The following is a 24,003-nucleotide window of genomic DNA, read 5'->3' as shown; positions in this document are numbered from 1 at the left end:
CTCTATATAGGCTTGGCATGTTTCGGGGATTATTAGGGACTACAATGTTCAAACGACAACAACTTGGGCTGTTTGCAAGCCTTGCCTTTCTTACGCTTTTGGTGGCTTGTGGATCAAACAATGTTCCCCCCGGTGATCTGGCAAGTTCGGCGCCAAGTGCTGGCAATATTGCTCCCGCTGTCTCCCCTGCAAAAGCAACATTTGCTTTCGAGCGCATTTCAGGTGCCCCCGGCAATGTGGCCGACAGTCTTTCCGAGTACATTGCAAAAGTTGCTGTAAAAAAGAATCTGAAGCTTGTCCGCCGTGTGGGAGCTCCCGCCAGTTATCGAGTAAAAGGATACCTGTCCGCTGCCGGTGACCAGTACAACTCTACAGTGTTTTATGTTTTTGATGTGGTTGATGTGAAGGGCAATCGCGTGCACCGCATTGAAGGACAAGAACCATCTGACGGTGACAGCAGTGATCCATGGGCAAGTATCTCCAGTGATTCTCTTGAGCAGATTGCGACACGGTCGGTAACGGCTCTTCAAGCGTGGCTTCACTCCCGATAAACAGGCTAATCCACGTTGGAACTCCTTGAAAAATTTACCTGAGCAAAAAAACTGACCAGATCATGCATGTGACCTATTGTCGGCTTGTTTTGAGATTGCTACAAGGCGCCGAACGATCACGCATGCCGTGAGAGAAGAATGGGTCTGTATGCTGCGGGCCCCAACATATCCCTTTCGAAGTGCCACTTTGGTACACGAAGGCAAAATCCCAGAAGGACTTGCGGGTCATGAAAATCGTCGCGGGTAACTCAAATCGCGCGTTGGCTGAAGAAGTCTCAAAGTATCTTGATGTACCACTGGCAAAATGTCAGGTACGCCGCTTTGCAGATCAGGAAATTTACGTAGAAATACAGGAAAACGTTCGCGGTGAAGACGTTTTCATTGTGCAATCCACCAGTTATCCGGCAAACGACCACCTGATGGAACTGCTGATCATCATTGATGCATTGCGCCGTTCTTCTGCAAAGCGCATCACGGCAGTGATCCCTTACTTCGGTTATGCCAGACAGGACCGTAAGGCGGGGCCAAGAACACCCATCTCGGCAAAGCTTGTGGCCAATCTTGTCACCCATGCTGGTGCGGACCGCGTTCTGACACTGGACCTGCATGCAGGTCAAATTCAGGGCTTCTTCGATATCCCAACAGATAACCTTTATGCTGCACCGGTTATGACACGTGATATCAAAGAGCGTTACGCAACCGACAATGTGATGGTGGTCTCCCCTGATGTTGGCGGTGTTGTTCGGGCACGGGCCATCGCAAAACGCATTGACGCGCCGTTGTCCATCGTTGACAAGCGCCGCGACAAGCCCGGGGAATCAGAGGTCATGAACATCATCGGCGATGTTGAAGGCTATGACTGTATCCTTGTGGATGACATTGTGGATTCCGGTGGCACTTTATGCAATGCGGCTGATGCCCTTCTGGCGAAGGGGGCAAAATCCGTGACGGCCTACATCACCCACGGTGTTCTTTCGGGCGGTGCAGTTGCCCGCGTTTCAGCTTCCAAGCTGAAAGAGCTGGTGATCACAAGCTCCATTGAACCGACAGCGGCAGTAGAGGCGGCTCCAAACATCCGCACAATCTCCATCGCGCCGCTCATGGGCGAGGCGATTAACCGGACTGCGCAGGAAAAGTCTGTTTCCAGCCTCTTCGACTGAGCTTGAGAGATTTTCTTAAAAAGGCAGGCTTAAACGGCCTGCCTTTTTTGTTGCCTCATAAGACATCCGAAAGCATCTTCAAGCCGGTTATCAGCAGGAAGAGCGCAAACAGGCGGTCAAGCAATTGGGGCTTGATGGTGTGGGCTAACTTTGCACCAACCGGTGCAAGCAGAACCGAGGCTGGTATAATCAGCAAAAAGCCAATCACATTTACATAGCCCAATGAATACGGCGGCCTTCCAGCCTCCCCCCAGCCGAAGTAAATGGCAGCCAATGTTCCCGGAACCGCAATGATCAGGCCAATGACGGCGGATGTACCGACGGCACGGCGAATGGGGTAGTTGAAAAGGGTCAGGGTTGGTACGCCCAGTGTGCCGCCGCCAATACCCATCATCACCGAGAACCCACCGATAAAGAAACCGATAATCTGCCGCCACGGCGTTCCCGGCAACTGGTCGGCAAGGGATGAGCGTTTGTTTTTGAAGGCCATATTTACCGCAACAACAAGCACGATGACGCCAAACACCCCGATCAAGACTTGCCCGCTGACAAGCCCCGCGAGGACAGAGCCCGATAAAACCCCGATAACAATGGGCAGCCCCCACTGGCGCAGTAGCGGGCCATCCACCCCGCCCCGCTTGACGTGGGAATACGAAGAGGACGTACCTGTTGCAAGAATAGTCGCCAAGGACGTCCCCACTGCGCAGTGCATATTGACATTCGGTGCAACACCGATCAGGTCAAACATAAAATAGAGGACTGGCACAATAACAATGCCGCCCCCAACTCCCAGCAATCCGGCGACCAGCCCGGCAATAACGCCTGTTGTCAGCAGCGCAGCAGCCAACGTAAACAGATCCCAATAGCCTACATGGGCCATAATTCCCCCTCAGTTCACCATTTGAGTTGTAGAGTAATCCAACTCGCTTAAAATTTGGAACAAATCGTTCCTCTAGTTTTTAACAAAGGGGTTTTGCAGCTCTCCCGTAATCCCGCCCTTTATAGAAAATGAGTTTCTCTTGCGCTTTCAAGTGCTATCAGCTATAGCAATCCGGCTGCGTCGACACCCTTGGAGGAGGCGCACATCGCTGGCCGTTGTAGAGTTAGGTTTTCCTTTGCTCCTGCGGCCTCTTTTATAGTTTTATTAAGGAGAAACCACCATGGCAAACAGCTATGAGCTGAAAGCAACGGTGCGTGAACGTGTTGGCAAGGGGGCCGCGCGTGCATCTCGTCGTGCAGGTCTTGTTCCTGCAGTCATCTACGGCGACAAAAAAGCAGCAGTTTCCATCGATCTGCCAGTGAAAGAAACAACCATGACCCTGCATAAGGGCGGTTTCCTTTCCCACACTGGTACAGTTGATCTGGACGGCGACAAGATCTCCGTAATCGCGAAAGACTTCCAGCTGCATCCTGTTAAAGACACCGTGATGCACATCGATTTCCTGCGCATTTCTGCGGACGCAACTTTGACAGTAGATATTCCTGTGAAGTTCATCAACGAAGAAACTTCTCCGGGCCTCAAGCGCGGCGGTGTTGTGAACGTTGTACGTCACACTGTTGAAATGACTGTTCCTGCGAACGCAATTCCAGAAGCTCTGATCATCGATCTTGGCGAAGCAAACCTTGGTTCTTCCCAGCACATTTCTGCTGTTGAGCTGCCAAAGGGCTGTGCGCCAACAATCACTGACCGTGACTTCACAATCTCCACCATTGCAGCTCCTGCCGGCCTGAAAGAAGCCGACGCAGACGCTGAAGGTGAAGGCGAAGCAAGCGCTGAGTAATTTTCTCTTTTAAGGGTTGGGGTTTCAACTATGAAGCTGTTCATCGGCCTTGGAAATCCGGGCCCAAAATATGAGAGAAACAGACACAATATCGGCTTTATGGCGGCAGATGAAATTCATCGCCGCCATGGCTCCTTTTCTCCATGGCGTTCGCGCTTTCAGGCATTGACTTCCGAAGGAACGCTGGATGGCGAGAAAATCCTTCTTATGAAGCCAACGACTTTTATGAATGAGTCGGGCCGGGCTGCTGGCGAAGCCATGCGGTTTTATAAAATCTCCCCCGAAGATGTGGTTGTTTTGTACGACGAGCTGGACCTGCCTGCCGGACGGTTCCGTATGAAAACCGGTGGCGGACACGGTGGCCATAACGGGCTTCGCTCTCTCACGGCTCACATTTCGGAAAACTACCGGCGCGTTCGTCTTGGCATCAGTCATCCTGGCCATAAGGACCGCGTGCACCAGTGGGTGCTTGGGGATTTTCCAAAAGTTGACCACGAGTGGCTTGAGCCGCTTCTGGAAGCGGTTGCAGATAACGCTGCCCTGCTTGCCAAGGGACACGACAACCAGTTTGCCAACAAGGTGACACTGGCAACGCGCCCCCAAACACAAAGCAAGCCCTACAAAAAAGAATCATCTCGCAAAGCCGCAGACGAAAAGACGGCTGTGAAACAAAAAGATGCCAGCGCGGCTCCCACTAAGAAACAGAGTGCGCCAGCTCTCCAACCAGAGACTAAAAAAGGACCGCTCGCCTCAGGGCTGGAGCGACTGTTCGGATCAAAAGGACAAGACTAAATGGGTTTCCAGTGTGGTATCGTTGGCCTTCCCAACGTTGGCAAATCAACCCTGTTCAACGCGCTGACCAAAACAGCGGCAGCACAAGCGGCGAACTATCCGTTCTGCACCATTGAGCCCAACACCGGCGAAGTGGCTGTTCCAGATCCGCGGCAGGTAGAATTAGCAAAAATTGCAGGTTCCAAGGAAATCATCCCGACACGGTTGACCTTCGTGGACATTGCCGGCCTTGTGCGCGGCGCGTCCAAAGGCGAAGGCCTTGGCAACCAGTTCCTTGCAAACATTCGCGAAGTGGATGCGATTGCACATGTTCTGCGTTGTTTTGAAGACGACGACATCACCCACGTTGAAGGCACGATCGACCCCATCGCCGATGCGGACACGGTAGAAACCGAGCTGATGGTCTCCGATATGGAGAGCCTTGAAAAGCGTATTTCGCCGCTGGAAAAGAAAGCCCGCTCTGGCGACAAGGAAGCTAAAGCCCAGCTGCCAATCATGGAAGCGGCTCTCAAAGCTCTGCAAGAGGGCAAGCCTGCCCGCACAGTGGAACTGGCTGATGCGGACGAAGAGCGTCAGATGCGTTCTCTCAACCTGCTGACCTCTAAGCCTGTTCTTTACGTTTGTAACGTGGAAGAAGAGTCTGTTGCGGAAGGCAACTCGCTTTCTGCAAAAGTTGTCGAGAAGGCAAAGGCGGAAGGTGCTGCCGTTGTCATCATTTCCGCAGCCATTGAAGCGGAAATTGCACAGCTGGACGATGAGGAAGCTGCGGAATACATGGACAGCATGGGGCTGGAAGAGCCCGGCCTCGATCGTTTGATCCGTGCTGGCTATAACCTGCTTGGCCTGATCACCTACTTCACTGCCGGCCCGAAAGAAACCCGTGCCTGGACTATTGAAAAAGGCACCAAGGCGCCACAGGCTGCCGGTGTCATTCATACGGATTTCGAGCGTGGCTTCATCCGCGCCCAGACCATTGCCTATGAAGACTACGTCACCCTTGGCGGCGAAGTTCCTGCCAAAGAGCAAGGCAAGGCCCGCGATGAAGGCAAGGAATACGTTGTTCAGGACGGCGACGTGCTGATGTTCAAGTTCAACACCTGATCTCCAACCCTACCCTATCAGTTCTAATCCCCGCCTTGTGCGGGGATTTTTTATAAGAAAAACACACCTTCACCTTCGGTGGAGGCTTTGGACTTGGCCGAGCACTATATAAAAAGCGATGATGTCTGCACCTCCTATCATTGCGCTTGGCACAGTCTTTCTACTCTTACCAACGGCTAGTCCTGCTCACAAACAAGGATGCATGACCGTTTGGGGAGGTGCATCCCTTGTATCTTTGAGTTTATTTGACCCGGCTAAGTTTTAGCCTGTGTCCCCTCTAGTATATCGATAAAGGAAAAATTAAGCGCTATCATGCTTCGGCGTACAGATAGGCACACCAAAGTAAGAACTCTGTAGGTTGCTTCGTCCTATAACAGAGGTGCTCGGATACTGAGATTAAAAGATCAAAGCCGCAATAACGATGCACTCCAACTATGAAGTTGCCTATTGATATGCAGGATAATCTAGTCTTTCTTCCCGGATTGCTGTGTGATGCAAGAGTTTTTTCGCCGCAGGTAAAAGCATTGGAAGACCGGGCGCAGATCACGGTTCCTGATCTAACGCCGTACCACAGCATTGAGGAAATGGCGCGGGGCGTTCTTGATCAAGCTCCTCCAAAATTTAGTCTCTGCGGTTTTTCAATGGGAGGTCAGGCTGCAATGGAGATTGCATTGCAAGCTCCAGAGCGGGTTGAACGGCTTGCCCTTATTGAAACAACAGGCCTGCGTATTCCCGCGGGGATCCGCGAGCGCTGGAAGGTTGGTATAGACAGGATAAACCGCGGTAATTTTCTGGGTTATGTGAAAGGTGCCTTTGCAATCTACTTTAAAGCGGAGCCAACCATAGACCCTGCTATCAAACAAACCTACATGGATATGGCGCTTGAGATAGGCCCCTTGATAGCAATCCGGCACATGAAAGCGCTGATGAATTATCAAAGAAATGGCGAAAAACTGGCAAATATCAAGTGCCCGACAACCATTATCGGCGGTGATGACAGTATGGTGTTTTCTCTGGAGGTTCACAGGAGGATGGCAACTGCATTTCCGCATGCAACTCTGGTGATCATCAACAATACGGGGCATTTCGTTCCCCTTGAGCAGCCCGAAGCAACAACAACAGCACTGGAACACTGGCTGGACACGTAGAAGGTCAACGGCACCTGTACCCACCTCTTCAATGGCACTGTTTTATATCAAGGTCCGCCTTACCCTTGCAGAAGTTCATCTACCTTACTTCTAACCCCCTCCAGATGCTCGTCATGGAGCCCTAAACTGCTCAAACTTGAGAAGGTATTTTCAAAGTACTCCAGACAACTTCCAAGCGGTCCATGAGCGTTGACGATACGCTTGGCAACCTCTTCCTCGCTTATATCTCCCAGATACCTGCCGTGCTCTTGATTAACGACAAAGGCCAGAGCTTTTGTATCTTCCCCATCGACTTCAAGAGGTAACCAGCACGGCTTGTAGGCACCGACAATCATTTCCCGCTGCCATAGTATCTTAAGTTCTTCTTCGATTTGTCGGGCATCAATTCGAAACACCACCCCTTTGCAGCTGCCTCCCTTATCCAGCCCCAGAATAACACCGGGGTTATCAGAGGCTCCACGTCCAAATGTGGAGAGGCAGAAAGACCGGTGCCAGTTCTGCAAAACAGCAACTTTTCGAGCGGTAAATTTAAAGGACGGATTCCAGATTAGGGAGCCGTAGCCAAAAACCCAGATATCTTGTTGCTTTGGAATTTTCGAGATTACTTTCTGGAAGGAGGCCAGAAGTTCCTCATCTGTTGCCAAGGGAAACTTCTGACCGGTCAGCGCACGTGCTGCCTTCAAAAGAGAACCGTCTTTCAAACCTTCCCGGGTAATACGGTTAATATCTTGAGGCGGGCTTCCGGTTGTCCCTTTTCCAACCGGCTTTCCACCCTCACTTTTTTTCGGCAAAACACCTGCCTCCATGTATTAAGGAGTGCTTCCAAGAAACGAAACTCTCATCAAATTTCATTCCCGTTTAAATGAACGCAATGAACACCAACACCGTGCCAATTTTTGAAATAATACCAGTAAAACCCAATAGTTTGTGATCTGGATACCGGATCGGCGCTTCGCTTGCACAGCATAACCCAAGAGGGGTTACCAGACTTCGCCAAACTTTCCGCCATCATCGCGACCAATGAGCCCGGATCCAAACATACCAACAGGTTTGCAATACTGCCGGTTGGTATAATACCTTTCGAAAAGTGGCTATTTCATTACAGCGTATCTCCGCAAAGTGGATACCGGTTTTCGGAGATACGCGTAAAACAAAGATTTAGAGCAACGATGTGTTTCAATAAAAAGTCTCGTTGCTTTAGGTGTTTAGTCCCACGATGAGATGGTGTGGTTGTTTCATAAATCTGTCCGGCTCTTTTGTCCATTGCTTGGTGATGTACTCAAAGGGCGTTTGTCCTTTGAGAGCCTTGAGGCGCTTGGCAAAGTTATAAGCCTGTATGAACGTTTCCAGATGAGTGCGTAGTTCGCTGTGTGTCTGATAATAATAGCGCCGGACAGTGGCCTCTTTGAGGGTGCGGTTCATGCGTTCGACCTGGCCATTCGTCCAGGGGTGAGCTGGTTTTGTGAGCCGGTGATCGATATGGTTTTGGGCGCAAGCCAGAACAAAGCCATGGCAGCGAAATGGCTGGCCAGTAGCGAGCATATGCGTAATGTCCTTAGCGTTCCAGCTGTCGCCTTTGGGATCGGTGAAATGGGTGCCGTTGTCTGTCAGAACGGTGTGGATTTTATAGGGAACCACCTTGATGAGGCTACGTAGAAAGTCGCCAGCAATCCTTCTGGTCGCTTTTTCATGCAGCTGCATAAAGGTAAATTTAGATGTGCGATCAATGGCCACAAACAGATACAGTTTGCCTTCTGCAGTTCGGACTTCCGCGATATCGATGTGAAAATAGCCGATCGGATAAGCTTTGAAACGTTTCTTCACCTTGTCCTTATCTGGAGCTGGAAGACGCGAGATTCCGTGACGCTGGAACAAGCGGTGAAGGGAGGACCGGCTCAGATGCGGGATTTCATCCTGCAGAGCATAAAGGCAGTCATCAAGCGGTAACAAAGAGTGCTTGCGAAAAGCGACACACGCAGCCTCTTCAGCCAGAGTGAGGACTGTAGAGCGCGGATTTTCCCGTCCCATGGGTTGATCTTCTACGCTGGTCCGTTTCTTCCATTTCATCACCGTTTTAGGGTTGATGTTATAACGGATGCTTAATTCCTTGATTGTCGCATCCGATTTTTGGATGGCCGATCGAACCGCGTGAGTAGTCGTGGCGCTGCCGTGCAATACCTGTCCCATAGCCCCTCCTTACAAGATGGCGTCAATAATAAACTGATTCCATCTCCTTGCGGGACTATACATTTAGCGCATGCTGCATTCATTGGTATGCGCGCCCGTTGGTTTTCTTCAATGTATGGTTTCGGCTGTTTGCTTGCTTGCCCAGTTTAGCAAATCATCCCGAGGCCAAACCATTAAGTAGTTGGTTGGCTCATATTTGCCTTGCTCAAATAGCTGGAGCCGCCTCTTGTTTTTCAAGGCCACATGATCGGGATCATTGCACTCACCTAGCTTGAAGAAAAGAGCTCCCCCCTCTTCTGGAAGGCACCTTAGATAGGTTATTCTTGGGGACTGTTGCATCACAAAGGGATCCCAGAACCATCCTTGGGCAAATATTCCAGATATTTGAGGTTCGTATTTCAACCGCTCTGCCATGTCCAGATAAAACCGCCGCCATCCCGGCTCAAGAAAGTCAGGCGTGGTCCGGCGATCTTCCATATGCAGCTCATACATATTCTTATAATTGAAGCGAAGAGCTCCCCCGATCATTTTAAGCCCCTCCACAAGCTGCCTGCCCCCGTTTGTGAGCAAAAAACTCCGCGGGAGAGCACGTTGCTCATAATGACAAATAGTATTGCTGGGCCACATGTTCAGGGCACAGATGGAGATATCCTTTTTAAAAAGGTCCCCTTCCACATCCAGTGGATATGTCCCTTCTGCAATTTGCTCGGACAAGAAACAAAACCATTGGTCGACTGCCTCCATAACAGAAGGAGGAAGTGTGTCATCACGGGAGGCATTGAGTAGTTTATCAAGGCTTTTGCACATCAAGGTGATCATTGCTATTTCATGGATCACCTGAAAGGCTTCGCCTTCATATTGATTTTCCAGCTCCTCAAACCAATCCGACATGATTCCCGGAAACTCGAAGTATGGCCTCTCCGCCATATCATGCTGCATACAATAGGTGTATTTTTGGACAGCAGGTTGCAACTCTGTGATGTCGCCGAAGCCACCTTCCAAGACGCCAAGTGCCTGTTGTAATTTGTTCTTAGCCTTCACACGCAGACTCCCCCGGTTATGGGAATATTGACACCGTTCATATATGTTGCCTGACTGGAAAGAAGCAGGCGAACCACAGGCGCAATTTCCTGCGGCAAAGCATTGCGGCCAAGCGGGTGACCTGCTGCATTTTGTGTAACCATGTTATCAGGCAGAGCATTCAGATAGGGCGTGTCCACCATGGACGGAGAGACAGCGTTGATACGTAGTCCCTTTGGTCCGTACTCCGAAGCTAGAGAACGAACCAGTCCCAATTGCGCGTACTTGGCAATTGTATAATCGGCCATCGCCGCTGGGGGCAGGCCCAAAGTGACACTGGATATTATGAAGACAACGCGCCCACTGCCGCGTCTGGCCATTGCAGGCAGAAACGCGCGGGCAATTTCAACGCTACTGAGCAGCTGGACTTGTAAGTGTTCTTGGACCTGCTCCAGTTTCAGGCTTTTAAAACGGGTCAGCCGCAATGGCGGAGCCTGCGCAAAAATAATTGCGTCGGGGACACCGCAGATTGCACTTGCTTGGGAAATCAGGGAATATGCTCCCTCTGGACTGGCAAGGTCGGCCTGAAGGGGCACCACTTCACTATTTTCCAGCCCGTTATCCTTGTGCAACGCCTCCACATTGGAATGGGCATGGGCAATGAACTGCATGCTCTGGCAATCCAGCTCCTGCATAATCTGCCGGGCGATGAGAGAGCTTGCACCAATAATCAGGCATGAGCGGTTCATATCTGTATTTCTCCCACACCTGAATAAATGCGTGCTTTGGACACCACATTTCCATGCTGGTTACGAATGGAGGCTTTCAGTTCCACGCGCCTCAAAAGGCGGTGAACATCCATCACTTCCCCGCTGACGGTCAATTCATCCTGCAGATAAACGGGCCGCGTGAACTTGGTCTGCACCTCTTGCAGCAACGCCCATTTTCCCGGCAAATAGACGCCTACAAGGGTGGAATAAAGAGAGGCTGTGAGCATTCCATAAACAACCACATCCGGATGACCGCAGGCACGTGCATGGTCCGCATTTGTGTGCAAAGGGTTCACATCGCCGCTCACCAGCAAGAAAGCCTTGAGCTTTTCCTCACTCACCTTTGAAGTGAACTGGTGGTTCAAGCCCACGTCCATTGTGTCTATGGTATAGCTGTTCATCGCACCTGCCAGTTCATCAGTCCTAGTGAGCAGAGATTTTTCTGGAAATCAGATCGACAGTGTTTCCCACGTTGCTGGAGGCGTTGAGCTGCTCGATCTCCTGAAGGCTGAATTTGATTTTCAGCTCCTTTTCTAGCGCATCGATAATCTGGATCTGGGCAAGAGAGTCCCAATCCTCGGCATCATCGGCAACCGTCTCTTTGGTGACTATGAGATCATCCTCATCGAGCACATCCACAATTATTTGAGAAACCACATTAAATACATCCATGAAGCCCAGACCTGCCTTTTCCTAGTTTAGAAGAGTGATTGGTATATCGCGCGGCTCATCGGCCTGCGACAGCGGATATTCCCAAGTGCTTTTGCCCTGATCATTTTCTTCAACACAGGAAAACCCGAGCGCCTGATAGTGCATGCTGACCAAGCCGTTTTTTTTGCTGGGAATGTAATGGCCCACCAGTTTCGTTACCGGCCACTGCCGCGCCTCTTCTTTCAAACACAAGAACATGGCCTGTTCCATATCCCGCTTGAACACACGGCAACTCATGAGCCACAGGTGCAGGTGCAGCTCCTCGCCCTCCTGCTCGCCCAGAACAACCGAGACGATACCATTGTCACCAAACTTGTCTTTTAAGCGCCCGTAAAGGGTGAGGTGTTTGTCGGAGTGCATAAAGCTCTCCATTTCCTGAAATCCGTACCTTTGGGTCGTGAGATTAAACTGGTTGGTTTTATTGGTAAGCTGGGTAATGCGGGGAAGGGAAATCTGATCGAACGGTTTGATCAAGGCTTCCATATGAAGGGATTTTAAAAACTCTCCGTAATCTGCAAACTGGGTTTCGAGTTTGCTGCGCTGAATATTGTGCTCATACATCTTGGAGCGCTTCATGTCCTCCGGATTTAGGGAGACAAGCTCAAACAACCCTGCCCTATCCAGAGTACTCAAGTAGTTTGTCACATCAGAGCCAATATCCGGCACACACACCATGGGAAGCCGCTCGCGCACCAATGCCCGCTCACTTGGGTTATCATCCAGAAAGACAAGGGCATCCAAGCCGATATTCAAGGTCTTCGCGATCTGTTCTATGTTACCGTCCTTATTGTTCCAGTTGGCCTCGAACACGGCAAAATCAGCAAGCGACAGCGTGCTGTCTGGATGGGAGAAACCTTGTTTTGCGTTTTCCGGTTCATTTTTGCTACATACGGCCAGAAGAACGCCGCGCTCGTGCAGGTTTTTCAAATACCTTTGGAAATGAGAATAGGCTTCGCCCTCACTGTTCCCTTCTCCGATCTTGATACCTTCAACCCCATCATCACCGATCACCCCGCCCCAAAGGGTGTTGTCCAGATCGCAAATAACAGCCTTTTTACCAAGGCCCAGTGTGGCTTTGACCTGTGCGGCCACACTATGGGCGATATCGGGAAAAGCATCGCTGTTCATTGCGTATTTGTAGGCATACCACTGGGCTTGATCGTACCAGTGCTGCAACCCGACCTGTGAGGAGAGGTAATTCAAGTCATGCACGATGAGGTTTGAGTGTTCGCTGACACACTCCGCAAACCGTTCATTGAGGCTACGGACAAAGCGGGTGCGCCCGCATGCGGCAGTCCCATCCAGATTGCCAAGGGGACGAGCAAAGGGAAGCTCAAAATTATTTTGAATAATCGTTGCACGGTACTTGCTGGAAAGAGACATCCAGATGCTCTTGAAGTGCTCAAGGGTCTGCTCCAGCCTCTCATTTACCTGCACTTGTGTATCGTCCAGCTTTGGCCATTGGGGGATATTTATGCAGCTGGTATGCAAGTAGATGATTGAGGGGTTGAACTCATTGAGCTTGGAATTTTCAAAGACAGCCTCCCCATAAAACTGATTGTAGTCGGACTCGTAGATCTCGACATTAATGCCTTCATGCAAAAGAAATATTTCGAGAAACTGGGCAAGCTCATGGGTGGTTGACCCGCCAAGTATGGCCAGATGCAGCGGCGGCTTTGTCATGTTCTGTTTCAACGTACGCCGAATTTTTTTTCGGTAACGCTGCAAATACGCCCGATCAAAAGGGGGATCCAGCTCTGTGTAGACAGTCTCGACCATAATGCGACCCATTGAACTTGTTCATTAGAGTTCTAGAAGAAATGGCCTAATTTGCCCTTTTCAATTTCCTTAAACTGCGGCGCATTACTTCTAAAATACCGGAGATGGTTACAATAAAGTGAGGCAGGCTGCGGCTATCCATGACCAGATTTCTTTTGAGCTTGAGAGGATGCTGGCTCGTCGCATTCAACCCTTCATCCAGTGTCGTGGCTGTAGCCATCCCCATTTCCTCCAGATGTGGAATGTGTTTGGGAGACCAGATACCACTGGGGTAACACAGGTGTTCCAAACTGTTTACGGGCGAAAGACGTCGCTTCAAAAGCCTTTTGTTGGTCGCCACTTCCCTATCCATCGAGGCCTCATCAAATGGCAGTTTGTGCGTATGGGTATGCAGTTGCACGTCCACCAAGGGGGAAATTAAAACCTGCTCCAGCTCTTCATAGGTTGCATTGTGGAACCGGCGCGAATCTATGGCCTCATCACTCACTCCAATCTTGCGGGCGAAACACCGAAGAAACGCAACTTTTCGCTGGTCTCCCATCCCCTCCATAGCCTGCTCCACCGCCTTGACCACATCTTGCGGCTCCCCCGAAAAGCAATGGGTTTCACCTTCAAACTCAATAGAAATGTTTTGGGTAGGCTTTTGCCAAAGCCAATATTGCAGCAGCACATTCACTACGGGGATCTGATGATCGCAATAATAGGTGGTGACATAGAGGGTACATGGGAAATTATAGGAGGAAATAACCGGAATTAACTCGCTGACACTAGAGAACCAGCCATCGTCAATAGTGATGACCAATGGGTTGTCATAGGTGACCTCGCCTTTAAGAAAACGCTCGGCTTCCTGAAGGCTAATAACTGAATAATGTGAGGTCTTGAGGTAGTCGAGCAATTCAATCAGTTTTGGCTGGGATATGAAAACGCCTGGCCAGAACTGGTTCTCATCTTTTAGAGAAATGCTATGAAAACACAGGATCGCCAGCCTATCGCGGTGAAAGTACGAGATCACCCTTGCAAGGCCACTATGTACACAAAAAGAATAAGCGACCTCCCTCAACTTGTTCATTCGCGGCTCCCTAATTCGACCCTCTTATTAAACAGCCATTACATACCAGTTTCCGAAGGTTTCCATGCCATTTTGCTTACAAAGTAAAAGAAACTTTAAAAGTTACATTCCAATAAAATCAAAATAAAAAATATAAATACATGTATTATTATAGTAATAATAAACAAAACCACCAATTAACCAACCATCATATAAAATATAGTCATTTAATATAGAATACAACATTATTGAACCTCAAGTATACCATGGAGAGACCTCTATGATGAGATCAATAAGATATCTATTAGTTGCGATAGCGCCTCTGTTGTATTTTATGGCCATGTCTGGCCCTGCCCAAGCAAAAATTGAGTGCGCAAACCCCAACTATTCAGACCATCCCGACTGCCTTGGAGGTGGGCCCGGTGGATTTCCCGGTGACGCCCCAACGCCTGCAGTTGCGGCCGGTCTTATTGGAGGGGTAATTGTTATCGCAGGGCTCGGCTACGCTTATTATCGAAGGAAAAAAAGTAGGTAGATCTTAAAAAGTTTCCTGCATACTTCGCTGAGCAGCATCGGAAAAATTGCGTTTGGCGCAGCCGCCAAAGCATGAACTTAATGAACCAAAGACTGGTTGATCAATGTTTGCGTCCGCCTTGCAGAATAAAGAGCGCCTCGTTCTGGCTGCATTGATTGCCACACTGGCAATCAACGGCTTCACCCATGACGCAGTCATGAAGTTGACGCGTGAGAATGCCGATGTATTGCTTTCCCCTGTCTACCCGCTTGTGCTGTGTATAGCGCTCTATCAGATCATTCATGATAAGAGCAGTCTTTCCCATGTCTGGCTGGGCACATTTGCGGTTATTTCTCTTTCAGTCGCGCTGGTACCCAGCTCGCTGATTGCGTGGTCAGTCCTGCTTGTTCTGTGCGTTGCAAGCTACATTGTTGATAGGGGGTCCCGCCGTTCCTACCTCATTATAATGGGCCTGTGTTTTGTCGTCATCTGGCGGGCTATTGGTCTTAAAGTTGCGGGAACAACGCTCTATGAAATTGAGGCTTGGGTTATTGCCAAGATATACTCCACTTTTATTGGCAGCGCTGAATCTATAGGTACCCTTATTCTTGCAGAAGGTGGCCAACCGCTTGTAATGCGCCGAGATTGCAGTGCTTTTTCTCAAATGGGAACGGTTATTATAGGCTTTGCAGCCTTTTACACGCTGGCAAACGGCAATCGTCCTTTCTTTGCCTGGTGGCTCCCCACACTCGTTACATCTATCGTCCTGCTCAACCTCGGGCGCCTTCTTCTGATGGCCCATTCCCCTGAAACCTATGAGTTCGCACACGGTCCGGACGGGGGAATGATATATGACGGGTTGCTTAGCCTTCTTATTGTAATGGGGGCTTTTTGGCCTTCTGCTGACACGGTTGACACTGAAAACAGTAAAGTTGGTAGCAATAATTGACCCTTACGCGCCCAAAAATGTTTCTCATCTTCTTTGTGGTGGCACTCATTCTAGCCGTATCTCTCAGCCTGAAAATACGGCGCTACACCCTCCCCCAAGTCGATGACTACCGCGAAGCCATTGAGCCAATGGTTATTAAATCGCTGGAGGAGCAGGGATGGAGCCCATTGTCCTCTGTGGACCTTACAACCGAAGGATCCACACGCTCCCTACGTTTCAGCTACCCCCAATGCAACTCGATCGCTTTTGTAACCATCTTGTCGCCAGATGCCAGCGGCGCGGAACTTCTGCCCAGTTACCTGAACAGGGAAACACAGACATATCTGGGCAACGAGAAGGTAAATGAGTTCCTGACATTGCGCTTTCAAATAGCGAATTTTGTGCAATTGCTGAGCCATGCTGTGCGTGGTGAAACCGCTCAGTTCATCCCCATGTTCAGCGTCTACTTTCCAAAAGCGGAAGGTTGCCCTCAACCGAAGACCATCTGGCGGGCCAAGTAAAGCTCCGGCAACCTGTTTCCTTGCCAATTTGTCTTCACGCTACCGAATTGCATTAGAGGATTGGAAAGTCAGGAAAGCTAAAGTGAATGGAACCGTTTTCTGCTACGGCCAGCCCCCGCGGTAGGGTTTCAGGAAACATCGGTAATTTGAACGAGGTGGAAGCTGTATGACCAAGCGCGATCCACGTATGGATTTCTTCCGTGGCATTGCAATCTTCGTGATCTTTATCTCCCATTTGCCGGATAACAGCTGGGAATTGTGGACCCCTGCCCGCTGGGGATTTTCTGATTCCGCCGAGATTTTCGTATTCTGCTCCGGTCTGGCATCGGGACTGGCTTTTGGTAGTATTTTTGCGCACTGCGGACAGTTTATTGGGTCTGCCCGTGTTCTTTACAGAGCCTGGCAAATTTACTGGGCTCACATTTGTCTTTTCTTTGCAACGGTGGGAACTGTTACCCTCATACAATTGAGTGGCTGGGTATCTAATGACTATATTGAAAGACTTAACCTCTGGCCGTTTTTTCAAGACCCTCTTTTTTCCCTTCCTGCTCTTTTGACCTTGACCTATGTGCCCAACCTCTTTGATATTTTACCCCTCTATGTCGTCCTGATCGCACTCATAGCGCCCATGATGCTGGTTCACAGTCTGATAGGCCGTTTGGGCGTTTTTTTGCTGGTTTTTTACCTCTGGATCATTGCCAATCTGGGGTTCTTAAACTTGCCCGCCGAACCATGGTCCGATCGCCCGTGGTTTTTCAATCCCTTTGCATGGCAACTTTTATTCTTTACCGGATTTGCTTTTATGCGAGGGTGGCTTTCCGCGCCACCAAGGTCTAATTCTCTGATATTACTTAGTATTCTTATTTTGTTTATGAGTATCCCCTTTGCCAGTTTCCGCTTTACTCTGGCCTACCCGGCACTTGCCTACAGCGCTGAGCTCATAGAGCCATTAACCTCGAAAACCGATATGGGATTGCTACGCCTCCTGCACTTTCTAGCCCTTGCCTATCTGGCGTGGAGAGCTGTTGGCGAGGGTGGAAAGCGTTTGCTGATGGGTGGCTTGGGCGGGAAGCTGGTTGCCATGATCCGCAAAGTGGGCGAGCAATCTCTGGCAACGTTTCTGGCCTCTATCTATCTGGGCCAGCTCATCGCAATTGGCCGGGATAGTTTTTTCAACCTTGATCAGGAAATGTTGCTTACCACAGGGCTGGAAACTGAGGCATGGGAGACTATAATCTCCAACCTAATCGGCTTTATTGCTTTAATTGCAGTGGCTTATCTAGCAGGATGGTTTAAGGCAAAGCCCTGGAAAAAACCCTCTTAGTAACGAGATGATTGTTTTATATCTTCAAGCAACTGTACGTTTTTTCGCAGGTAGGTGATGATTTGTGCAAGGGCTACAAAGATCATTCCTGTCACGATGCCCCCACCGGCCGCAAAGGCCACATATAAGGCCAGCGTACCAAACATGTACGCCGGAGCCCCGAGTGCAGCTACAATACCAAGAAAGAACCCCAAGACCGCCACCACAATGACTGTGATTCCGACGGCGTGAAAAGCCCTAATAGCCAATTCCGGTTTTTCATCAATGAAGTACATTCTGAAACCCTTGGAGATAATTTTAACTAAATTAGTGTATTATGATTAATCTGAGTCTGTCTATTACTCAGTTTAAAATTTTAGGTTTTATTTTATTGAAAGGTTATCTTGGAGTTTTTCTATGCTCCGACTAGATACTCTGAGCAATACTATATGGTGCAGTTTTGTGAAAGCACCATCTCACACCAAGTGAAGGAAACTGCAAGAACCAACGGGTTTGAAATTTTCGTTATTTCTTATGCCAACCCACTATTTGCGCATTATTTTATTCAACAAGGGCCTAGGTTCCCCTGCAAGATATAGCAGCACCTAATTATTCAGATCTAATCAATCTGGGGTTTATGGGAAGGTCGCTTTGTTCACGGTGGCTCATGCGTTGAATGTCTGGATGAGAGAACGGATCACGGGCGACTTCCTCTGCCAGAGAACTTGCATTTGGATTATATCGTTGTCTGGAAAGTCCCATTGCACTTGCAAATCTACTAAGTGAAATCGCCATTTTCTTCTTCCTGTCTGATCTAAACGAAGTGCCATATAGTTTATTTCCTTTAAGGCACTTTCCCTCTACTGGGATGGTTTAGGAGTAACCAAGAATTTCTTTGCCATCAAATAACAAGCTCACCTGATTTTCTCACAGGGATGTTACCTGCTGAAGAAAAACTAATAGGAACGTTAAATTTTTACGTTAAATTCAAAAGACTTAATCATCGTTTGAAGATAACTTATTTCTATACCTACCCAAAATTTACCATTGAAGCTTAACTATTATTTAAGTTGCCTTATTACAAAGCACTTCTTGATGATAGAAACGTTTAAATAGATTGTAATATTTGCCCGAAACTTTAAGGCCTAGAACCCATAGATTCCCCACTAGGCAAAAACTACCTGACAGGCACCCTAATATTCTCTCGGGTTCCCCTCCCCTCTATTGCTGACTAGAGTAAGACAGGCGCCATACCATATTGGTATCTTTGTAGAACTCTTAGAAGCGAGGAACGCGATGTATGAAGTCAAGGTTCAACAGGAACCGGAGCGGCAGTTGGTGGGCGTTCCACACCGTGGAAGCTACAACCAGATTGATGGTGCTTTCAGAACTCTTTTTGATAAGCTCATTTACCGAGGGTTAATGCCCAAGACCAAAGAAACTATAGGTATTTACTTTACCGATCCACGAGCGGTTCCCGAAGATGAAATGCTGTGCTGTGCGGCAACCTCCATCAAAGATGACTTCCCAAAACAAGAAGACCTGAGACACTTTCGCATCCAAGGTGGTGAATATGCTGTTTTAACCCACCAAGGGCCCTATGATGGTCTTGGAAAGGCTCACAACTACTTACAGGAGGAGTGGTTGCCCCAGTCTGGCCGGGAGGCCCGCGCCGCACCGCCATTTGAAGTTTACGTCAACTCCCCTTTCAATGCAGAACCTGACGACTTGGTTACCGAGATCTACTTGCCTCTGAAATGACTGTTGCCCTACAATAAGGGGAAATCAGTTTTTTGGGGCAAGGTTTTAATTATGGAAATGCCAGAGCACGGTAAGGACCGACCGGATCCAAAGGCCTATGGCAATTCCCATCCCGATGGGATGGGGGTGAACCTGCTGGTGGAAGACGTGCAGACAAGCGCTAAATTCCATAAATTTGTATTTGGCAGTACCATCAGATATTGGGAGGAGCACTTTGCCATTATGGAGAGTCAGGGCCACACTTGGCTCCTGCACTCAGACTGGTCCTACAGAAACCACGAGATGATGAGTGCTGTTCAAGGACTGACAGCACGTGGCGGTGGGTTGGAGCTGCGCCTTTATGGGATAAATCCTGATGAAGCAGAGGAAAAAGCACGCCAACTGGATGCAACCGTCCTCTCTGGTTCCATCAATCAGGCCCACGGTATGCGTGAGGCTCACATTCTTGATCCTGATGGCTATGTATGGGTACCTTCACAATCCCTGTCAGAATAAAAGCCGCAAGCTCAAACAATCTACTCAATCATGCCAAGTTGGAACCTTCCCTTCAATGATATCCGATTAAACAAATAATGAGGACTAGACACTAAGGTCAATATTGCGCATCCGGGCCAACGTGTCTGAACAGACTCTGCCCTGATCCATATAAGCTCCAAGTTATAACCACCGGGGTTATGCTGGCCTCAACATCGGGTATTCAGTGACCAAAGAAGACGATCTCACCGCTAGAATTGAAGAGTGGGAAAGTATCAGGCAGGCCTCCCGCCTGTCTGCACGCCTTGTTTATGAAGTGATCCGGCGTGATGGGGAGGAAGAGTTAAACCGCCCGACATCCTCGCTCGTCTGGTCCGGCGTTGCTGGCGGGGTCGTCATCAGCTTCTCTGTTTTGGTTATGAGCATTTTTCAAAGTTACCTCCCCGATGCCAAATGGCGGCCCATGATTGAGTCCTTTGGATATAGCTTTGGCTTCCTACTGGTTATTTTGGGTCGGCTCCAACTCTTTACAGAAAATACGATTACGACGGTGATTCCGCTTTATACGGGTTTTTCTCTCTCCAAACTGCGCCAGGTGACCAGACTATGGATCATAGTGTTCCTTGCCAATCTAGTGGGTGCAGCCATTGCAGCACACTTTCTATCGTTTTCCGGAGCTATCGCCGAGCCCGTCCAAGCTGCAATTCTCGATATATCCTTACACCTTATCCAATTTACTCAGATTGAAATTCTGGTTAAGGGTATTCCTGCGGGAATTTTGATTGCAGCCCTCGTATGGATTCTACCATCAGTTAAAAGCCCTCTGTTCGCCATCATCGTCATCACCTATGTGATATCATTAGGAAAATTCACGCATGTTGTCGCCGGAAGTGTTGAAGTTGCCTACTTAGTGGCAGAAAACCAGATCACGCTCTGGCATGCCGTCTGGGGCATTATTCTGCCCTCCTTTGTTGGCAATGTTATTGGAGGAACAGCGGTCTTCACCCTCATGGCATGGGGACAGGTGAGAAAAGAGCACTATAAGAAGTCCTAGAATCCCCCTAGAGCACGTCACGTTCATTCGCATTTACGCCCTAAAGTCGAAAGCCCTTCAGCAGGAATCTTTGAACTTCCGCGGGTTTTGGCCAGCTCTGGTAGGGGGGAAGAGGTTCAGAGTGAAGACGTGTAACGCCTTCGCCCCTCACAAACATATCGAACAAGGCACCGCTTTGTTGAAATAGTTTCAGGTTGGTGCGAAACAACGTTTTCCGCTTCGGTGTCACCACCGTTTCCGCGAGCACCTCACCTCTGTCAATTTGCTCTGAAATACGGTGTAAAGACATTGTGAAGTTCCGCTCGCCCGCATTTATGGCATGAAAGACCGGATCAGGACCGCGAAACTGGGGCAATTTCCCCGGATGCAGGTTGATCAACTTGTCACGGAAACGCTCAATTATTGGCAGCTTGTAGATTTGGTTAAAGTGCGCAGAGACAATATAGTCGGGCTTCAACTCTTCCATCCAAGCAATTTCTCTAGCCCCATTCACATTGGGTGTCTCCACATACTCCGCCCCGTGTTTTTGCGCCCATGAACTCATGTTGGACCACTTGGGAACATGCGGCAACCGCAGGATCGGATTTGTTACCACCGCCAGATATCCCGCATAAAACACGCCGGACCTTCTAACCATACCAGCACATGATCTGAGCGAAGTTGGACCGCCCAGAACAGATGTTGAGCGCAACAGGCCGACCACTTCCCCTTCCACCGAGCGAGAAAAGGAGTGAAGCAGGGCGTCCGTATACGCGCTGGAATGAGAGCAAAGGATAATACGCATAAAAAATGAGAGCTAAAAAGCGCCCCTAATAATAATGTTGATAGGAAACACCTAGCTGAGCAGCACGCGCAAGACGGGGTGGATGAGAATAAGCTGGGTTTAAATTGCCCTGAGTAATTTTGTTTGCAACAGCCCGTGCCGCAGCTTTTCTGCCAGCACGGTTATAAATCGTACCGCGTACAAGAACGCTTTGGCACAGCAGGCGGCGAAACGCGTCGAACAGCGCCAGATCCGGTTTTTGAGGGGAAGCCCAGAAGTGATCAAGCTCTCCTTGATGCGTTAAGCCTTCAACATCATAAATAGTCGGCATAATGCAGCAGGTTGGAACACCTTCTTCGATCGATTCCAGACCGGCAGAGCTGTTCACGGTCACTAGCCCAAGAGAGTCTCGGGACAGATCTTGAATGTTAGAGCCATCCAGAAGGAAGAGCCGCTCTTCCAGCCCGTGCTCCCGCTCTGCTTTTTCAATAGCTTCGCGAAGTTCTGCATGCCTGTACTCTAAAGGATGGCACTTCAGCACAAGGTTCGTGCCCGCAGGTGCATGAAGGGCGAAAGATCCGGCCACGTGGTCAATGGCTTTATAAATGGAACCGAACGGCGAATGGTCCCTGATCTGGAAGTCCCCGTTCAATTGTAAGGCGAAAACGTAGTAGGGTTGTCCTGTCACTTTATGAAGCGTTCTAGCTGCTTCCAGCTCCCGTTTTTTGCTCAGCAAGCGCGCTTTGAGCCAGCCGCCATATACCGTGAGACGGCTTTCCTGACGGTGGTTTTCATACTTTGGAAAAGCCCAGTGAAACAGGAGGTTGTCTACAGTGAACTTGAGTTCCTGAAAGACCAGCTGGCTGTAGCTGTTTTGATAAAGCCTGTCACCTGCAAGCGGTGATGCATTTTTTGCCATCTCCCTGATCTCTTGAGGGTCTTTCGGGAAATGAGAAAGCGCATTGCATCCTCCAACCTCAACAGTCATCCAGTCCGGACGCAAATACCCCAGCTCCGTTGCCACAATTTTGAGGCCACGCTTTTTGGCAAGAGCAATAGCCGCTTGGTGATAGACGCGCCGATCTCCATGCAAAAGCACAATATCAAAGCTATGTTTTTCCAAGAGGCCCGCTAAGAATTCCGGCCAATTTGAAAGAGAGCCCCGATAATTAATAGCTCCACCCGCGTGCCAGTTCATGCGGTCACTGCCGCAAAAGTTTACACGAAGGACATAAGCGCCCGATTGGCGAAGTTCATCACCAATTTCAGAATAAAATTTTGAAAGAGGACCTTGCAATATGAGAACCCGTGGCGGCTGCGTGCCCATCAAGCAGCCTCCGACCAGTAGCAGTTTTCAGGTATTTGAATGCCCACATCCCGCGCCTTCTGTAGCCTTGGCGGGATAGGCTTATATGCGCCAAACCCGTTCACTGTCCCACCTAGAACCCGACCTACGAACTCTTTTACGGCGACTTCCCGTCCTTCTTTATTATAAAAGCTTCCTCTGATCTGGATGGAGGCAGCCAAGAGCTTTTTGAGGTCTGCAAACAGCCCTTGATCAGGAACTTGAGGCAACTGCCAGAAAGAATCCAAAGGCCGCTGGTCCGTCAAGCCCTCGATATCGTAGAGCGCAATCCCCAGCACTTTTGTCGGAACATTTGCCTCCAATGCAGCAAGACCCGTGGTGCTGTTGATGAGAACACATCCCTTTGTGGTTCGCAGCATCAACTCAAGATCACCGCCATCAATGCACTTCACACGTTCAGAAAGGCCGTGTTTTTTTGCAATCTGCTCAACCCTATAGGGCCACTTTTCGATGTTGTTATCGAACGGATGGAGCTTGAAAACCAACTGATCTGCCGCATCTGCATGTTTTGCGAATGAGCCAATCACTTCCTCAATCATCTCAGAAATATGGGTATAGGGCGAGTGGTGGCGAATTTGATAATCGCTTTGCATCTGCAACGGGACCAGAAAAAATGGCGTTTCACTCGCCACCAAGTCTTCAACCAACTGCTGTGCTTGGGTGTTTACCCGTTTTTGCCGCAGTAATCTCGGAATATAGCTGAGGTAATCCCGCAGAGGATGGTAATAGCGATCCCGATTATAAAACGGGAAACAGTAGGGAAAGAACACTGGCCCCAAATTACAAAGCACTTCACTCAAGGCTTCCTGCGTGAACGGATGCGGGTAGGACATCTCACGAAGGTCCTCATCTGGTAGGTTCGCCGCGAGCTCTCGAATTTCCCTAGGGTCATTGGGGAAGTGGGAATAAACACCCATTCCGCCTGTTTCCAGCGTAATCCAATGCGGCCGCAGATAACCAAACTCATAGGCGAACACATTCAGGCCCAGCTCCATGGCAACGGAATGGGCAACGCGGTGGTAAGGACGCCGGTCTGCATAATAGACAATATCTGTGATGCCGTGTTTCTTGACAAAGCGCTCCAGATAGCCGCGCCAAGATTTGAGGCGCCCCCAATAATTGTGTGTTGATTGGCCTACCCTGAAAAACCAATCGGACAAGGAAAGGTTGATGATATGACAATCCGCTCCCTCACTCCGAAATTCGTCTGCAAGACGAGAGCCAAAGCCCGACGGGTGGGATTGCAGAAATAAAACACTACGTTTACTCAT

General features: G+C 49.4%; 26 protein-coding genes. 12 read left to right on the top strand and 14 right to left on the bottom strand.

Going from position 1 to position 24,003, the window contains the following annotated elements; genetic code table 11:
* Positions 1 to 44 precede the first annotated feature (44 nt).
* Positions 45 to 551, top strand: coding sequence for a hypothetical protein (locus P6574_RS03315; RefSeq protein ID WP_310618971.1), 507 nt, complete (start codon positions 45 to 47; stop codon positions 549 to 551).
* A 227-nt stretch (positions 552 to 778) separates the two neighbouring features.
* Positions 779 to 1,711, top strand: coding sequence for a ribose-phosphate pyrophosphokinase (locus P6574_RS03310; protein WP_310618970.1), 933 nt, complete (start codon positions 779 to 781; stop codon positions 1,709 to 1,711).
* Positions 1,712 to 1,766: 55 nt separating this feature from the next.
* Here the strand turns inward: P6574_RS03310 and P6574_RS03305 are convergent, their stop codons facing one another.
* Positions 1,767 to 2,591 carry a sulfite exporter TauE/SafE family protein gene (locus P6574_RS03305; RefSeq protein WP_310618969.1) on the bottom strand — a complete coding sequence of 275 codons (825 nt, stop codon included), beginning with the start codon at positions 2,589 to 2,591 and terminating at the stop codon, positions 1,767 to 1,769.
* A gap of 280 nt (positions 2,592 to 2,871) precedes the next feature.
* Here P6574_RS03305 and P6574_RS03300 point away from each other — a divergent pair, with 280 nt between their 5' ends.
* The 4 genes from P6574_RS03300 to P6574_RS03285 all read left to right on the top strand — a co-directional run bounded on the left by P6574_RS03300 (position 2,872) and on the right by P6574_RS03285 (position 6,533).
* A complete protein-coding gene (locus P6574_RS03300) occupies positions 2,872 to 3,492 on the top strand; it encodes a 50S ribosomal protein L25/general stress protein Ctc (protein ID WP_310618968.1) in 621 nt (206 codons plus the stop codon).
* A gap of 30 nt (positions 3,493 to 3,522) precedes the next feature.
* A complete protein-coding gene (pth, locus tag P6574_RS03295; RefSeq protein ID WP_310618967.1) occupies positions 3,523 to 4,284 on the top strand; it encodes an aminoacyl-tRNA hydrolase in 762 nt (253 codons plus the stop codon).
* Positions 4,285 to 5,385 (top strand): redox-regulated ATPase YchF, encoded by a 1,101-nt coding sequence (gene ychF, locus P6574_RS03290; RefSeq protein ID WP_310618966.1) that lies wholly within the window; start codon positions 4,285 to 4,287, stop codon positions 5,383 to 5,385.
* A 434-nt stretch (positions 5,386 to 5,819) separates the two neighbouring features.
* The gene (locus tag P6574_RS03285) at positions 5,820 to 6,533 is read left to right on the top strand and encodes an alpha/beta fold hydrolase (protein WP_310618965.1); all 714 of its coding nucleotides are present in this window, start codon (positions 5,820 to 5,822) and stop codon (positions 6,531 to 6,533) included.
* Positions 6,534 to 6,592: 59 nt separating this feature from the next.
* Here the strand turns inward: P6574_RS03285 and P6574_RS03280 are convergent, their stop codons facing one another.
* The 8 genes from P6574_RS03280 to P6574_RS03245 all read right to left on the bottom strand — a co-directional run bounded on the left by P6574_RS03280 (position 6,593) and on the right by P6574_RS03245 (position 14,069).
* Complete coding sequence (locus P6574_RS03280) at positions 6,593 to 7,324, bottom strand: gamma-glutamylcyclotransferase (RefSeq protein ID WP_310618964.1); 732 nt, start codon at positions 7,322 to 7,324, stop codon at positions 6,593 to 6,595.
* Between the two features lie 406 nt (positions 7,325 to 7,730).
* Positions 7,731 to 8,720, bottom strand: coding sequence for an IS481 family transposase (locus tag P6574_RS03275; RefSeq protein ID WP_310618963.1), 990 nt, complete (start codon positions 8,718 to 8,720; stop codon positions 7,731 to 7,733).
* A gap of 108 nt (positions 8,721 to 8,828) precedes the next feature.
* Positions 8,829 to 9,761 (bottom strand): hypothetical protein, encoded by a 933-nt coding sequence (locus P6574_RS03270; RefSeq protein ID WP_310618962.1) that lies wholly within the window; start codon positions 9,759 to 9,761, stop codon positions 8,829 to 8,831.
* Positions 9,758 to 10,489: an SDR family oxidoreductase gene (locus P6574_RS03265; RefSeq protein ID WP_310618961.1), complete on the bottom strand. Its 732-nt coding sequence runs from the start codon at positions 10,487 to 10,489 to the stop codon at positions 9,758 to 9,760. Before P6574_RS03265 ends, P6574_RS03270 begins: the two co-directional genes overlap by 4 nt.
* A complete protein-coding gene (locus P6574_RS03260; RefSeq protein ID WP_310618960.1) occupies positions 10,486 to 10,911 on the bottom strand; it encodes a MaoC/PaaZ C-terminal domain-containing protein in 426 nt (141 codons plus the stop codon). Before P6574_RS03260 ends, P6574_RS03265 begins: the two co-directional genes overlap by 4 nt.
* A 22-nt stretch (positions 10,912 to 10,933) precedes the next feature.
* Complete coding sequence (locus P6574_RS03255; RefSeq protein WP_310618959.1) at positions 10,934 to 11,182, bottom strand: acyl carrier protein; 249 nt, start codon at positions 11,180 to 11,182, stop codon at positions 10,934 to 10,936.
* 21 nt (positions 11,183 to 11,203) lie between these two features.
* Entirely contained in the window at positions 11,204 to 13,012 is a 1,809-nt protein-coding gene (locus P6574_RS03250; RefSeq protein WP_310618958.1) for an HAD-IIIC family phosphatase, read from the bottom strand.
* A 34-nt stretch (positions 13,013 to 13,046) separates the two neighbouring features.
* Complete coding sequence (locus tag P6574_RS03245) at positions 13,047 to 14,069, bottom strand: polysaccharide deacetylase family protein (RefSeq protein WP_310618957.1); 1,023 nt, start codon at positions 14,067 to 14,069, stop codon at positions 13,047 to 13,049.
* A 617-nt stretch (positions 14,070 to 14,686) separates the two neighbouring features.
* Between P6574_RS03245 and P6574_RS03240 the strand changes: the two genes are divergently transcribed.
* The 3 genes from P6574_RS03240 (at position 14,687) to P6574_RS03230 (ending at position 17,335) form a co-directional block, all read left to right on the top strand.
* Positions 14,687 to 15,511 carry a hypothetical protein gene (locus P6574_RS03240; protein WP_310618956.1) on the top strand — a complete coding sequence of 275 codons (825 nt, stop codon included), beginning with the start codon at positions 14,687 to 14,689 and terminating at the stop codon, positions 15,509 to 15,511.
* 17 nt (positions 15,512 to 15,528) lie between these two features.
* Complete coding sequence (locus tag P6574_RS03235) at positions 15,529 to 16,011, top strand: hypothetical protein (RefSeq protein ID WP_310618955.1); 483 nt, start codon at positions 15,529 to 15,531, stop codon at positions 16,009 to 16,011.
* Between the two features lie 166 nt (positions 16,012 to 16,177).
* Positions 16,178 to 17,335 carry an OpgC family protein gene (locus tag P6574_RS03230; RefSeq protein ID WP_310618954.1) on the top strand — a complete coding sequence of 386 codons (1,158 nt, stop codon included), beginning with the start codon at positions 16,178 to 16,180 and terminating at the stop codon, positions 17,333 to 17,335.
* On the opposite strand, the gene P6574_RS03225 is transcribed toward P6574_RS03230, so the two are convergent.
* Both P6574_RS03225 and P6574_RS03220 read right to left on the bottom strand, forming a co-directional pair.
* Positions 17,332 to 17,610, bottom strand: a complete 279-nt coding sequence (locus P6574_RS03225) for a hypothetical protein (protein WP_310618953.1) — start codon at positions 17,608 to 17,610, stop codon at positions 17,332 to 17,334. The two genes, P6574_RS03230 and P6574_RS03225, sit on opposite strands and share 4 nt — an antisense overlap.
* Positions 17,611 to 17,923: 313 nt before the next feature.
* Entirely contained in the window at positions 17,924 to 18,109 is a 186-nt protein-coding gene (locus tag P6574_RS03220) for a hypothetical protein (RefSeq protein ID WP_310618952.1), read from the bottom strand.
* A 501-nt stretch (positions 18,110 to 18,610) separates the two neighbouring features.
* Here P6574_RS03220 and P6574_RS03215 point away from each other — a divergent pair.
* The 3 genes from P6574_RS03215 to P6574_RS03205 all read left to right on the top strand — a co-directional run bounded on the left by P6574_RS03215 (position 18,611) and on the right by P6574_RS03205 (position 20,603).
* A complete protein-coding gene (locus P6574_RS03215) occupies positions 18,611 to 19,075 on the top strand; it encodes an AraC family transcriptional regulator (protein WP_310618951.1) in 465 nt (154 codons plus the stop codon).
* 51 nt (positions 19,076 to 19,126) lie between these two features.
* Positions 19,127 to 19,570: a VOC family protein gene (locus P6574_RS03210; protein WP_310618950.1), complete on the top strand. Its 444-nt coding sequence runs from the start codon at positions 19,127 to 19,129 to the stop codon at positions 19,568 to 19,570.
* Between the two features lie 205 nt (positions 19,571 to 19,775).
* Positions 19,776 to 20,603 (top strand): formate/nitrite transporter family protein, encoded by an 828-nt coding sequence (locus P6574_RS03205; protein WP_310618949.1) that lies wholly within the window; start codon positions 19,776 to 19,778, stop codon positions 20,601 to 20,603.
* 40 nt (positions 20,604 to 20,643) lie between these two features.
* Here the strand turns inward: P6574_RS03205 and P6574_RS03200 are convergent, their stop codons facing one another.
* From P6574_RS03200 to P6574_RS03190, 3 genes are read right to left on the bottom strand one after another with little or no spacing between them, the layout of a single operon-like run.
* Positions 20,644 to 21,387: a formyltransferase family protein gene (locus tag P6574_RS03200; RefSeq protein WP_310618948.1), complete on the bottom strand. Its 744-nt coding sequence runs from the start codon at positions 21,385 to 21,387 to the stop codon at positions 20,644 to 20,646.
* 25 nt (positions 21,388 to 21,412) lie between these two features.
* Positions 21,413 to 22,693 (bottom strand): capsular biosynthesis protein, encoded by a 1,281-nt coding sequence (locus tag P6574_RS03195; protein WP_310618947.1) that lies wholly within the window; start codon positions 22,691 to 22,693, stop codon positions 21,413 to 21,415.
* Complete coding sequence (locus P6574_RS03190) at positions 22,693 to 24,003, bottom strand: capsule biosynthesis protein (RefSeq protein ID WP_310618946.1); 1,311 nt, start codon at positions 24,001 to 24,003, stop codon at positions 22,693 to 22,695. The genes P6574_RS03195 and P6574_RS03190 overlap by 1 nt, the downstream gene beginning before the upstream one ends.

It is taken from the genome of Pseudovibrio sp. M1P-2-3, assembly GCF_031501865.1.
In the GTDB taxonomy this organism is placed as follows: Bacteria; Pseudomonadota; Alphaproteobacteria; order Rhizobiales; family Stappiaceae; genus Pseudovibrio; species Pseudovibrio corallicola.
Note: the sequence above shows the minus strand (reverse complement) of the source record. Positions and strands in the feature narration are given on the sequence as shown.

Excerpts from the sequence above, each read along its gene's own strand:
- P6574_RS03195 (WP_310618947.1), bottom strand. The coding sequence starts at position 22,693 with ATGGGCACGCAGCCGCCACGGGTTCTCATATTGCAAGGTCCTCTTTCA.
- P6574_RS03275 (WP_310618963.1), bottom strand. The coding sequence starts at position 8,720 with ATGGGACAGGTATTGCACGGCAGCGCCACGACTACTCACGCGGTTCGA.
- P6574_RS03315 (WP_310618971.1), top strand. The coding sequence starts at position 45 with ATGTTCAAACGACAACAACTTGGGCTGTTTGCAAGCCTTGCCTTTCTT.
- P6574_RS03230 (WP_310618954.1), top strand. The coding sequence starts at position 16,178 with ATGACCAAGCGCGATCCACGTATGGATTTCTTCCGTGGCATTGCAATC.
- P6574_RS03260 (WP_310618960.1), bottom strand. The coding sequence starts at position 10,911 with ATGAACAGCTATACCATAGACACAATGGACGTGGGCTTGAACCACCAG.
- P6574_RS03220 (WP_310618952.1), bottom strand. The coding sequence starts at position 18,109 with ATGGCGATTTCACTTAGTAGATTTGCAAGTGCAATGGGACTTTCCAGA.
- P6574_RS03215 (WP_310618951.1), top strand. The coding sequence starts at position 18,611 with ATGTATGAAGTCAAGGTTCAACAGGAACCGGAGCGGCAGTTGGTGGGC.
- P6574_RS03190 (WP_310618946.1), bottom strand. The coding sequence starts at position 24,003 with ATGAGTAAACGTAGTGTTTTATTTCTGCAATCCCACCCGTCGGGCTTT.
- P6574_RS03200 (WP_310618948.1), bottom strand. The coding sequence starts at position 21,387 with ATGCGTATTATCCTTTGCTCTCATTCCAGCGCGTATACGGACGCCCTG.
- P6574_RS03285 (WP_310618965.1), top strand. The coding sequence starts at position 5,820 with ATGAAGTTGCCTATTGATATGCAGGATAATCTAGTCTTTCTTCCCGGA.
- P6574_RS03255 (WP_310618959.1), bottom strand. The coding sequence starts at position 11,182 with ATGGATGTATTTAATGTGGTTTCTCAAATAATTGTGGATGTGCTCGAT.
- P6574_RS03305 (WP_310618969.1), bottom strand. The coding sequence starts at position 2,591 with ATGGCCCATGTAGGCTATTGGGATCTGTTTACGTTGGCTGCTGCGCTG.
- ychF (WP_310618966.1), top strand. The coding sequence starts at position 4,285 with ATGGGTTTCCAGTGTGGTATCGTTGGCCTTCCCAACGTTGGCAAATCA.
- P6574_RS03265 (WP_310618961.1), bottom strand. The coding sequence starts at position 10,489 with ATGAACCGCTCATGCCTGATTATTGGTGCAAGCTCTCTCATCGCCCGG.
- pth (WP_310618967.1), top strand. The coding sequence starts at position 3,523 with ATGAAGCTGTTCATCGGCCTTGGAAATCCGGGCCCAAAATATGAGAGA.
- P6574_RS03310 (WP_310618970.1), top strand. The coding sequence starts at position 779 with ATGAAAATCGTCGCGGGTAACTCAAATCGCGCGTTGGCTGAAGAAGTC.
- P6574_RS03235 (WP_310618955.1), top strand. The coding sequence starts at position 15,529 with ATGTTTCTCATCTTCTTTGTGGTGGCACTCATTCTAGCCGTATCTCTC.
- P6574_RS03240 (WP_310618956.1), top strand. The coding sequence starts at position 14,687 with ATGTTTGCGTCCGCCTTGCAGAATAAAGAGCGCCTCGTTCTGGCTGCA.
- P6574_RS03245 (WP_310618957.1), bottom strand. The coding sequence starts at position 14,069 with ATGAACAAGTTGAGGGAGGTCGCTTATTCTTTTTGTGTACATAGTGGC.
- P6574_RS03300 (WP_310618968.1), top strand. The coding sequence starts at position 2,872 with ATGGCAAACAGCTATGAGCTGAAAGCAACGGTGCGTGAACGTGTTGGC.
- P6574_RS03250 (WP_310618958.1), bottom strand. The coding sequence starts at position 13,012 with ATGGGTCGCATTATGGTCGAGACTGTCTACACAGAGCTGGATCCCCCT.
- P6574_RS03210 (WP_310618950.1), top strand. The coding sequence starts at position 19,127 with ATGGAAATGCCAGAGCACGGTAAGGACCGACCGGATCCAAAGGCCTAT.
- P6574_RS03225 (WP_310618953.1), bottom strand. The coding sequence starts at position 17,610 with ATGTACTTCATTGATGAAAAACCGGAATTGGCTATTAGGGCTTTTCAC.